The 11,063-nt window shown below is 68.4% G+C and carries 7 protein-coding genes; 6 read left to right on the forward strand and 1 reads right to left on the reverse strand.

Features of this window, described 5'->3' with window-relative positions:
- Positions 1-3: 3 nt before the first annotated feature.
- Positions 4-204 carry a LuxR C-terminal-related transcriptional regulator gene (locus BKH28_RS08810; RefSeq protein WP_075418449.1) on the forward strand — a complete coding sequence of 67 codons (201 nt, stop codon included), beginning with the start codon at positions 4-6 and terminating at the stop codon, positions 202-204.
- 173 nt (positions 205-377) lie between these two features.
- On the opposite strand, the gene BKH28_RS08815 is transcribed toward BKH28_RS08810, so the two are convergent.
- Positions 378-731, reverse strand: coding sequence for a DUF6054 family protein (locus tag BKH28_RS08815; protein WP_075418450.1), 354 nt, complete (start codon positions 729-731; stop codon positions 378-380).
- Positions 732-998: 267 nt separating this feature from the next.
- Between BKH28_RS08815 and BKH28_RS08820 the strand changes: the two genes are divergently transcribed.
- The 5 genes from BKH28_RS08820 to BKH28_RS08845 form a co-directional block, all read left to right on the forward strand.
- Positions 999-3,599, forward strand: coding sequence for an ATP-dependent Clp protease ATP-binding subunit (locus BKH28_RS08820; RefSeq protein ID WP_075418451.1), 2,601 nt, complete (start codon positions 999-1,001; stop codon positions 3,597-3,599).
- Positions 3,600-4,229: 630 nt separating this feature from the next.
- Positions 4,230-5,678 carry a hypothetical protein gene (locus BKH28_RS08825; RefSeq protein WP_075418452.1) on the forward strand — a complete coding sequence of 483 codons (1,449 nt, stop codon included), beginning with the start codon at positions 4,230-4,232 and terminating at the stop codon, positions 5,676-5,678.
- The gene (gene pelF / locus BKH28_RS08830; RefSeq protein WP_075418453.1) at positions 5,675-8,356 is read left to right on the forward strand and encodes a GT4 family glycosyltransferase PelF; all 2,682 of its coding nucleotides are present in this window, start codon (positions 5,675-5,677) and stop codon (positions 8,354-8,356) included. The genes BKH28_RS08825 and pelF overlap by 4 nt, the downstream gene beginning before the upstream one ends.
- Positions 8,353-9,462 (forward strand): putative glycoside hydrolase, encoded by a 1,110-nt coding sequence (locus tag BKH28_RS08835; RefSeq protein WP_003785357.1) that lies wholly within the window; start codon positions 8,353-8,355, stop codon positions 9,460-9,462. The genes pelF and BKH28_RS08835 overlap by 4 nt, the downstream gene beginning before the upstream one ends.
- 202 nt (positions 9,463-9,664) lie before the next feature.
- Positions 9,665-11,063: MFS transporter (locus BKH28_RS08845; protein ID WP_075418457.1), on the forward strand; the 1,399-nt coding region annotated here is incomplete at its 3' end.

Below are 11,063 nucleotides of genomic sequence, written 5' to 3' on the forward strand. Positions count from 1 at the left end.
CCGGTGACTCTGTCCCCACGTGAGAGGCAGGTGCTCCAGGTGGCTTCACGCGGACTGTCCAACAGCCAGATCGATGCCGAGCTCTACATCACCGAGGTCGCCGTCAAGACGCATCTGCTGCGCGCCTACGCCAAGCTCGGCGTCGACTCGCGCACGGCCGCCGTCACCGAGGCGCTGCGCCGTGGCCTGCTCGAGCTGGACTGAGCCGCGTCGCTGCGTCCCGGGCTCTTCACCTCGGCCGCGACCCCGCGAGTTCGTACCTGCGGGCACGCGTTCGAGGGGCAGAGGGCGTGAACGCGAGACCTGCCCTGCGACTGCGACGGGGCGAGAGCAGGGGCTCTGGTCGGCCGGGTCGGGCTGGTTGGCGAGGTGCTCCCTCATCCGTCGGGGTGTTCCTCCTCCCACTGGGAGATCGTGGAGTTGAGGGTGGCCAGGAACTCCTCCTCGCCGATGGTGTTGAGCTTGAGGAACACCGCCTGACTGCCACCCAGAGTGATCCCGACGATGTGAACGTAGGGCCCGTCCTGGATAGCGGTGACGGACATTCCCACACGGTTGTTCCCCATCATGCTGAAGCGTTCGTAACCTCTGACCGCTATACCTCCGGCGGAGGTCCCCAGGTCCACAGCCGCCTCTGCGGAGGCCGAGCGGGACCGGCCCAGTACTCCGGCCTCAAGGAACGGGACCACCTCACTGAGCTGTCCGACGACGGTCCGAGTGGTCGTTGCCATGGGTACTTTCCTTCCTTGTCCTCGCTGGAACTGTCTCCGTGTTCACCAGGGTATGTGCGTGCGCCCAAGCGTGCGGCTCCGCATCTTGAGTCGACCCGGCTCAAGGCTTACTCACGCCTACCGCGAACAGGGGCATGGCCCAGGCGTCGGCCTGGTTAGCCTTGTCAGCACGTGCTCTCAGCGCCATCTCTCCCCGGCGCTGCGACATCCCTCGCCACCACCGGACGAGCGGTCCCGCACTGAGCGCGTGCCGAGGAGGAATTACTGATGTTTGAACGCTTTACCGACCGCGCCCGTCGCGTCGTCGTGCTCGCGCAGGACGAGGCGCGGGCCCTGAACCACAACTACATCGGCACCGAGCACCTCCTCCTCGGCCTCATCCACGAGGGCGAGGGGGTGGCCGCCAAGGCCCTGGAGTCCATGGACATCTCCCTGGACGCCGTGCGCAGCCAGGTCATTGAGATCATCGGCGAGGGGCAGTCCGCCCCCACCGGTCACATCCCCTTCACGCCTCGCGGCAAGAAGGTCTTCGAGCTCTCCATGCGTGAGGCCCTCCAGCTCGGCCACAACTACATCGGCACCGAGCACCTGCTGCTCGGCCTGCTGCGCGAGGGCGAGGGCGTGGCCGCCCAGGTCCTGACCAACCTCGGCGGGGACCTGTCCAGCGTGCGCCAGACCGTCATGCAGATGCTCTCCGGTTACGAGGGCAAGGAGACCGTCAATGCCGGCGGCCCCTCCAAGGAGGGCACGCCCTCGGGCAGCGCCATCCTGGACCAGTTCGGCCGCAACCTCACGGCCGCCGCCCGCGAGGGCAAGCTGGACCCGGTCATCGGCCGCAAGAAGGAGATGGAGAGGGTCATGCAGGTCCTCTCCCGGCGTACCAAGAACAACCCCGTCCTCATCGGGGAGCCGGGCGTGGGCAAGACCGCTGTCGTCGAGGGCCTGAGCCAGGCCATCGTCCACGGCGACGTCCCCGAGACCCTGCGGGACAAGCAGCTCTACTCCCTGGACATGGGCTCGCTCGTGGCCGGATCGCGCTACCGCGGCGACTTCGAGGAGCGCCTCAAGAAGGTCCTCAAGGAGGTGCGCACCCGCGGCGACATCGTCCTGTTCATCGACGAGATCCACACCCTCGTCGGTGCCGGCGCCGCCGAGGGCGCCGTCGACGCCGCCTCCATCCTCAAGCCCATGCTGGCCCGTGGCGAGCTCCAGACCATCGGGGCCACCACCCTGGACGAGTACCGCAAGATCGAGAAGGACGCCGCCCTGGAGCGCCGCTTCCAGCCGGTGACCGTCGACCAGCCCAGCATCGAGGAGACCATCGGGATCCTCACCGGCCTGCGAGACCGCTACGAGGCCTTCCACCGCATCGTCATCACCGACGAGGCCATCGAGGCCGCCGCCAAGCTCGCGGACCGCTACATCAACGACCGCTTCCTGCCGGACAAGGCCATCGACCTGGTTGACGAGGCCGGCGCCCGCCTGCGCATCCGCCGCATGACGGCTCCGCCCGAGCTGCGCGAGATCGACGAGCAGATCGCCCAGGTCAAGCGGGAGAAGGAATCCGCCATCGACGACCAGGACTTCGAGCGCGCCGCCTCCCTGCGCGACGACGAGCGCCGCCTGGCCGACGAGCGGGCCGCCAAGGAGAAGGCCTGGAAGTCCGGCGACCTCGACCAGGTCGCCGAGGTCGATGAGGCACTCATCGCCGAGGTCCTGGCCATGTCCACCGGCATCCCGGTGGTCAAGCTGACCGAGGCCGAGTCCGCCAAGCTCCTCAACATGGAGGCCGAGCTCCACAAGCGCATCATCGGCCAGAACAAGGCCATCGAGGCCCTGTCGAAGTCGATCCGCCGCACTCGTGCCGGCCTGAAGGACCCCAAGCGCCCCGGCGGCTCCTTCATCTTCGCCGGCCCTACCGGTGTCGGTAAGACCGAGCTGGCCAAGGCCCTGGCGGAGTTCCTGTTCGACGACGAGGACGCCCTCATCCAGCTCGACATGTCCGAGTTCGCCGAGAAGCACACGGTCTCGCGCCTCTTCGGCGCCCCTCCCGGCTACGTCGGCTACGACGAGGGCGGACAGCTCACCGAGAAGGTGCGCCGCCGGCCCTTCTCCGTGGTCCTGTTCGACGAGGTCGAGAAGGCCCACCCGGACATCTTCAACTCCCTGCTGCAGATCCTGGAGGACGGACACCTCTCCGACGCCCAGGGCCGCGTGGTCGACTTCAAGAACACCGTCATCATCATGACCACCAACCTCGGCTCCAAGGACATCGGCAAGTCGGTGGCCACCGGCTTCCAGTCCACCGAGTCCGGTGCCATGGACTACGAGGAGATGAAGTCCCACGTCAACCGTGAGCTCAAGCAGCAGTTCCGGCCCGAGTTCCTCAACCGCGTCGACGACCTCATCGTCTTCCCGCAGCTGACCAAGGAGGAGGTGCGCCAGATCGTCGACCTCATGATCGTGCGCCTCGACAAGCGCCTGGCCGAGCAGCAGATGACCATCGAGCTGACCGAGGCCGCCAAGGATCTCCTGGCCGAGCGCGGCTTCGACCCGGTGCTCGGCGCCCGTCCACTGCGCCGTGCCATCCAGCGCGACATCGAGGACGCCCTGAGCGAGAAGATCCTCTTCGGGGAGATCGAGCGGGGGCAGAAGGTCATCGTCGACGCCGAGGGCGAGTCCATCCTGGGTGAGTTCATCTTCCGTGGCGAGCCCTGGGAGCAGGGCGAGGCCGAGGTCGCCGCGCTGCGTGAGGCCGAGGATGCTGCGGCCGGCGGTGGGGGAGGGGTCTCCAGCCCTCTGCGCATCTCCTCGACGCCGATCAGTCGCGACGGCGGCGCCTCACCGGCCGCTGAGCCCGGGCGCTGATCCCGGGGCCTTCAGGCCGGGTCCTACTGAGGTCGCTGGGGCGCGAGTGCCGCCCCGGCGGCCTCAAGTCCCCTTATCAGTTCCATACGATGGGCCGCAACCCCGCTGGGGTTGCGGCCCATCGTTGTCGCTGCACGGCGGGCGCCTCGGCCTGCAAGACGCGTTGGTGTGAATCACGGGAGAGGAAGTGGGGCCGCATTGCCTCGGCCTCCATTTTTCCAGGTGGCGACCATTATCTTGGGCGCAAGAGTTTGCGGGGTGTGGTTCGGAATTGTGAATATGCACGGGGCCTGAGGCTGCCGCCGTGGAGAAGCAAGGGAATGAAAATTGAATGAAATCTGGGTGAAGCAAGAGAATGTTCTGGGAGTTTGGCTTGGCTGTCTCATGTCTGTCCTCTGCCGGATACAGTTGAGTGACGATCCGTCGAAAGTCGTCCCTCGGACATGGTCGGTCGGTGTCGTCACCCCGCGCAGCGCGGGGCCGTCTCAACCGTCTTAGCCCCTACTCGTCCTCACTGTCCGTACCTGTCCGCCCTCATTCAGACCGCCGTGGCGCTCCTCGACCGCGGTGCCCGAATGTCCGGCTCGGATCGCCCGTGCGTGCTCACGGATTCTTGGTGCCGCTACTCCCATGACCCAACTCAGATACGAACCGCGACATTTCCACCAGCATCGTTTCCCGCGCCTGCGGACCGCTAACGCTGCTGCGACCCTGGGGGTCGTCGGCGTGGTGACAGCGGTGCTGCCCTGGATCGGCTGGCCGGTGGAGGTCACCATCGGTGTTCTGGTCGTTACTGTCCTCATCGGCCTGGGGTTGGTCACGGCGCCACCCACCCGGGCGCTCAAGCGCGGCGGTATCGCCCCGGGGGCCCGCTGGCACTGGGGCGCGGCGATGCTCCTGGGAATGTCCCCGGCGATCCTGCTGGGTCTGAGCTTCCCCGTTGTCTCCCAGAAGATGGCCGCCAGCACGGTGAGCGGTACGGGTCTGCCGGTCATCGTGCTGAGCGTGTCGGTGGCGGTTCCCTGGCTCAGCCAGATCATCGGCACCCCCGTCTACCGCCTCCTGGGCGACTCCATCGGTCGCGGTCCGCGGGCGGTCCTGGAGCGCTACTGCTCCATCTGGCCGGCACTGTTCCTGTGGGCGCTGGTCCCCACGGCACTGGAGATCCTCATCGTGGCCGCCGTGACCGGCTGGAACCTGCACGTCCTGGGCGTCCACACCGCCCTGCTCCTCCTGCACGTCGTCTTCGTCCAGTCGCTCATCGTCGCCGACGTCGCCGGGCGACGCCGCCTGTGGTCGGTGGGTTGGCTCTGCTACGCCGTCGCACTCGTCGCCGAGCCCACCTGGTGGTACCTGCCTCCGCTGGTGGGAGCCCTCAGTCAGTTCCTGTCCATGGGGCGCTCCCTGGGCAGGATTCTGCGGCCCCGCGGGGTCGCCACCGGCATCCTCGTGCAGGACATGCTCCGCGGTGCGATCCTGGGGGGAGTGCTGTGGTCGGACAAGTTCTTCCTCTTCCTGGGCGCCGGTCGCGACTTCGACGTGGCGCTGGTCTACCTGTGCCTCCAGCCCGCCGTCGTCGCCTACTGCTACTACTTCGCGGTCACCGCACCCCGGGTCAACACCGAGATCGCACTGTTCCAGACGGTTCTCAAGCGTGAGGGCATGGCCAGCCTGCGCGACCGTGGGCGCACATTGCGACGGCTGCTGGACGCCAGCCTCATTCGCGCCTGCGTCGTCGGGGTCGCCGGTGTCATCGTCGTCGTGTGCTCCATGGCGCTCATGTCCCCCGAGCAGGTCCCGCTGGTCCTCGAGGTGTGCCTCTCCTCGACCCTGTTCACGGTGCTGACGCTCCTGAGCTACGAGATCGACCATGTCGGCGACTCGACCACCGCCCTGCTCCTGTCCGGCATCCACGTGGCGATCGCCGCGGCCCTGCTGCTGAAGCTGGCCGACGCCGTCGCCTATCTGCCGCTGGCCGGCGTCGACCTGGTGCTGTGCGCGCTGGGGCTGCTGCTCTACCGCAAGCGGTGGGCCGCGCCCGAGTACTCCTTCTTCTGGGGAAAGGCCATGTCCTGGTGAGCTCGTCATCCTCCTTCCGCGCCCGCCTGGAGAGCCTCCCGCTGCGCTACTCGGCTCCTGCCGGCGGCTACGCCCCGATGCCCAGTCCCGACGACGCACCCGGCATCGGCGACCGGGGCCAGGAGACCGGCCCCAGGATCAAGGTCGGCCCCGATGGTTACGGCGTCGTCGTCACCACGGGTGGGGCCAGTGCCCCGAGCGGTCCCTCGGCACCCAGCGCCGTCACTGCCCGCAGCGCGCACAGTGCCCCGGCTGCGCCCGAGGCCTCCAGAGGGTGGCGAGCCGATCACGGCCGGCAACGGGTCGAGCCCTCAGCCGCGACGGCGTCGGCCGGCACTCCGGAACAGGCCGATGCCGCGGCCCCCGCGCCCTCCAGGGCGGCGGCCGCCCACGCCACGCCCTCCTCGAGCGGATCGGCCTCCACTCCTGAGGTGCCGGCGGTGCCGATCTACGGCGTCGTGCAGACCCCGGCCCCAGCCGGCTACGGCCTGGTCCAGCCGCGGCCCAGGACCCCGGAGCCTCCCGCCTCCCCAGGCGATGCCCAGGTCCTGGACTCCCCGATCTTCGGGACCGTGCGTTCCGCCCCCGCGGCTTCAGCGGCCTCCCCCGAGCCTGTCGCCCCTGCAAGGCCCGCTGCCTCCCCAAGGCCTGTGGCATCCCCGGCTCCCGCGGCCTTCCCCAAACCCACCGCCTCCCCGGATACCCCGGCCGCGCCGTCGGCTCCCGATGAGCCCTTCGCGGAGAGGGACGATGGGGCTGCCGAGCCCTCGCCCACCGCTGCCGGCCCCTTCCAGGAGACGGCACCGATCCTGCCGGGGTATACCGCCCCGGTCACCGGCTCCGACGGTCCCGGCGCCTCCGACAACGAAGCGCAAGAGGTTTTCTCGACCCCGTCGGCTCCCCCCGCCATCGCCTGGGAGTCCGTGGCCTCGGCCGCCTCCCACGCCGCCGCCATTCCCCTGTCCCAGCAGACCGGCGAGGACGAGGAGGAGGCGGAGGACGCCCCGGCCGGGGCGGCCGAGATCGCGCTGCCGTCCGAGGAGCCCGAGCCGGAGCCGGATCCCCAGGCCCTGCCCGACGGCGTCCCCGAGGATGGCGTGTACGTCGACGTCGATGTCGCCATCGTCATGGAGTCCACCTACCCCTATCTCAAGGGCGGGGTCTCCGCGGTGGTCCACGACATCATCACCGGCAACCCGGACCTCACCTTCGGGATCATCCACATCACCTGGGACTCCCACTCGCCGCTCAAGGACCTCTACGGCATGCCGGACAATGTCGCCTGGGTGAAGGTCCTCTACCTGTCCATGGAGGAGCACCAGGAGGACTTCCTGCGCGCCCGCCCGCGCGACCTGCGCATGAACCGCCGCCAGCGCCGCGAGCTGTCCCGGCGCATCCTGGGCGCCCTGCTCGCCCTGGCCCAGGACGGCCGGACCGAGCCGCTGTGGGACATCATCAGCGAGGGCCTGAGTGCCTCACGTCGATACCCGGTCTGGGCGATCCTGGGCACGCGCGAGTTCATGGAGGCCTACCACGACATGATGCCGGACCTGGGGATGTCGATGACCGACATCTTCTGGTGCCTGCGCGACTTCTTCTCCCTGGCCTACGCGGTCCTGGCCGAGCCGGTCCCGCGCGCCCAGGTCTACCACGCCCACACCACCGGCTACGCCATGCTGCTGGGCGTCAACGCCGCCCGTGAGCACGGCACCAAGGTGCTGCTGACCGAGCACAACCTCTACGTGCGCGACACCGTCAACACCCTCCTGGAACGCAGGCTGGACCTCAACGTCAAGCTCACCGACTACCGCACCTTCGACGTCACCGGGCGCGAGCGCATGTGGATGGCCTGGTGGCTGGAGATGGGGCGCCTGTGCTACCCCTACGCCTACGCCTCCACCTACCTCTACCCGCGGGCCATCACCGAGGCCAATGAGCTCGGCGGCGACGCCGGGCGCGCCATTGTCATCCCCAACGGCATTGTCACCAAGGAGTTCGACGCCTCCTACGCCGCGCGCCTGGCCGCCATCGAGGAGATTAAGAAGGAGGGCGCGGACAAGCACCTGTGGAAGCTGGTGTACATCGCCCGCGTCGTACCCATCAAGGGGCTGCTGGACATGATCGACTCGGTGCGCCTCATGGTGGACCGGGGCCTGAACATCCACCTGGACGTGTGCGGGCCGACCGAGCATATGCCCTCCTACTTCGAGCAGTGCCTCACCCGCATCGTCGAGCAGGGCCTGGAGAGCGTCATCACCATCCGCGGCACCGTCAAGGTCCGTGAGCTCCTGCCCGAGTTCGACCTGTTCGTCCTGCCCAGCTACAACGAGGGCCTGCCGGTCGTCTCCCTGGAGACCATGGGCGCCGGCATCCCCACGGTGAGCACCGACGTCGGCGCCGTGCGCTCCGTCGTCGAGGACATGATCGTCACCGACGACGGACAGACCTGGGACCCCTGCGGCATCATCATCGAGCCCGGCGACCCCACCGTCATGGCGGACAAGGTCCAGGAGGTCATCTCCGACGTCGATCTCTACGAGCGCCTGAGCCTCAACGCCCGCGGCCGCGTGGAGGCGGCCTACGACCTGGTCAAGGTCAACGCCTCCTACAACAAGATCTACCGTCAGGGCGGTGCCGGCGAGCAGGCCGGCACCCGCGCCGACCGAGGAGGAGCATGAGGAGCAGCACCGGCGGCGTCGGAGCCTGGATCCGTTACGGCAACCCGCTCGAGCCCGGGGAGCTGGACTTCGCGATCGCCCACTACCGGGCCGCGATCCTCCAGCCCTGGGAGACCGAGGCGGCCGCCCGCCTCAAGGAGGCGCGACCGGACATGACGGTCCTGGCCTACCGGTGCCTGTCCTCCACGCGGGACTTCGAGCCGGACTCCATGCGCGCCTCCGGGCTGTCCTACCGCGAGGCCCTCCGCCGCGGTTGGCTCGCCAGGCGTGACAACGGCGACCTGGTCGAGTGGAACACCTACCCCGGCCACTTCCAGGCCCGTGTGTGGGACCCCGACTACCGCGCCCGCTGGGTGGAGGAGGTCTGCCAGGCCACCGCTGAGACCGCCTTCGACGGCGTCATGGCGGACAACGACGTCTTCGACGACTACTACGGCCTGGACCTCCCCCTGGACGGAATCGCCGACACCGCCGCCCTGCGCGCCGAGCTGAACATCTTCGTGGACCAGGCCGGTGCCGGCCTCAACGGCGTCGGCAAGATCCTCATCCCGAACGTGGCCGAGGCCCGCCGGGAACCCGGCCGCTGGGAGCGCCACTCGGCCTGGGGTGGTGGCTTCGACGAGTGCTGGCTGGGCTGGGGGGACCATCACCTCTTCGATGAGGCCACGGCCCTGGCCCAGATTCACGAGCTGCGAGGGCCGGGCCTGTCCATCGTGCGCACGCCCGACGGCGGGGGCGGCGGCTCCATGTCCGGTGCCCGCACGTCCCCCGGCCTCTACGGGCTGGCGGCCTTCTGGGTCTTCGGGGGAGGGGAGGGCGCCTACACGGCCACCGGTCACGACGACTACTCGCGCACTCCCTGGTTCCCCGCCCTCGACGCCGACCTGGGGCGCCCGCTGGGACGGCCCCGGAGGACCTCGGGCGCCTGGGTGCGCGAGTTCGAGGGCGGAGTGGCCGCCGTCGCGCTCGGCGAGGAGGGAGGCGGCACCGTGCGTCTCCCGGCGGGCCTCAGGTCACCGGGGCCCACCGGGGACCCGGACGGTGAGGCGCTGGCTCTGGAGGTGCGCCTCAGCGCGCATCGTGGGATGATTGCCCTGCGTGCCTGAGTCATGACCCGGTCCGGCTTGTGCGAGATCCGATAATGGGACTAAAGACCTGTCAAACGTTAGTCATGTTGGGTGGATCATTGACCTGCTTGACTTCCTGAGATCCCCGCCGTCCCGTACAGCGTTCTCTCGGGCAGGAAGTGCGGCGTCCGTCTCGGGCGGCGTCGACAGAGTTCCACAGGGCCCAGGACAAGGATGACCTATGGCACAGACTTCCCAGAATAGCGCGGCGGACATCGCGCACAAGCCCATGATGAGCACTGCTCAGATCCTGCTGATGAACGTCGGATTCTTCGGCATCCAGTACTCCTTCGGCATGCAGCAGAACGCCATGTCGCCCATCTACCAGTTCCTCGGGGCTTCCGCTGACGAGATCCCCATCCTCAATCTGGCCGGACCCGTCACCGGCCTGCTCGTCCAACCGCTCATCGGGGCGCTCTCGGACCGGACCTGGAGCGAGAAGTGGGGACGCCGTAAGCCCTTCTTCCTGATCGGGGCCGTCGGCTGCTCCGTGTTCCTGTTCCTCATGCCCTTCGTCACCGCCGTGTGGATGGCGGTGCTGTGCCTGTGGCTGCTGGACGCCTCGAACAACACGGCCATGGAGCCCTACCGGGCCTTCATCGGCGACCGCCTGCCCTCCAAGCAGCTCGCCAAGGGCTTCCTCGCCCAGTCCCTGTTCATCGGCGCCGGCTCGGCCCTGGCCGCCGGGACCCTCGTCGTTCTGGAGAAGACCCTGGCGGGCGCCACCGCCGCCGGCATCCCCTACTGGGTCTTCGGCGCCTTCATGGTGGGCTCGGTGTGCTCCATCGGCTCGGTGCTCATCTCGGTGCTCTCCACCAAGGAGCTGCCGCCCACGCCGGAGGGCTTGGTCGAGCTCGAGCGCAAGAAGCGGGAGGAGGGCCCCTTCGGCTTCGTCAAGGACATCGGCGTCGCCATCGTCGAGATGCCCCGCGGCCTGAAGAAGATGGCCCTGGTCTACCTCTTCCAGTGGTACGCCATGAACGTCTTCTGGCAGTACCTGGGCCTCATGTGCGCCGTCACCTACTTCGGCGTGAACCTGTCCGACCCGGGGTACGCCAAGACCGAGGCCTTCAACAACGCCTCCGGCTTCGCCACCGGGCTCATGGTCGCCTACTACGTCTCCTGCACGGTCGTCGCCCTCTTCCTGGCGCGACTGTCCAACCGCATCGGCCCCAAGCACGTCCACACCGCGGCGCTGTGCCTCGCCGCCGTCTGCCTGGTCCTGCTCACCCGCATCGGCAGCCCCGGCCACACCGCGGTCCTCTACCTGCCCATGATCGGCATTGGTGTGGCCTGGGCTTCTATTACGGGCGTACCCTACATCATGGCCATTGAGATGATCCGCAAGGAGCGCCGAGGCGTCTACATGGGCGTTATCAATATGATGATCGTCATCCCCCAGTTCATCCAGACCCTCACCTTCGGTCCCATTTACAAGCACCTGCTCGGCGATCACCCGGTCAACGCCATGCTCTTCGTCGCAGTCTTCCTCGTCATCGCCGGTCTGCTCATCGAGTGGATCGACACCGTCAAGGACGCGGACCCGCGGGTGCGCGCCGCCGCCGTGTCCGCCACTGAGA

The organism is Actinomyces oris (assembly GCF_001937665.1).
Classification (GTDB): Bacteria; Actinomycetota; Actinomycetes; order Actinomycetales; family Actinomycetaceae; genus Actinomyces; species Actinomyces stomatis.

Bases quoted from the DNA above. Each gene is read 5' to 3' on its own strand.
- BKH28_RS08825 (WP_075418452.1), top strand. From the start codon at position 4,230: ATGACCCAACTCAGATACGAACCGCGACATTTCCACCAGCATCGTTTC.
- BKH28_RS08815 (WP_075418450.1), bottom strand. From the start codon at position 731: ATGGCAACGACCACTCGGACCGTCGTCGGACAGCTCAGTGAGGTGGTC.
- BKH28_RS08820 (WP_075418451.1), top strand. From the start codon at position 999: ATGTTTGAACGCTTTACCGACCGCGCCCGTCGCGTCGTCGTGCTCGCG.
- BKH28_RS08835 (WP_003785357.1), top strand. From the start codon at position 8,353: ATGAGGAGCAGCACCGGCGGCGTCGGAGCCTGGATCCGTTACGGCAAC.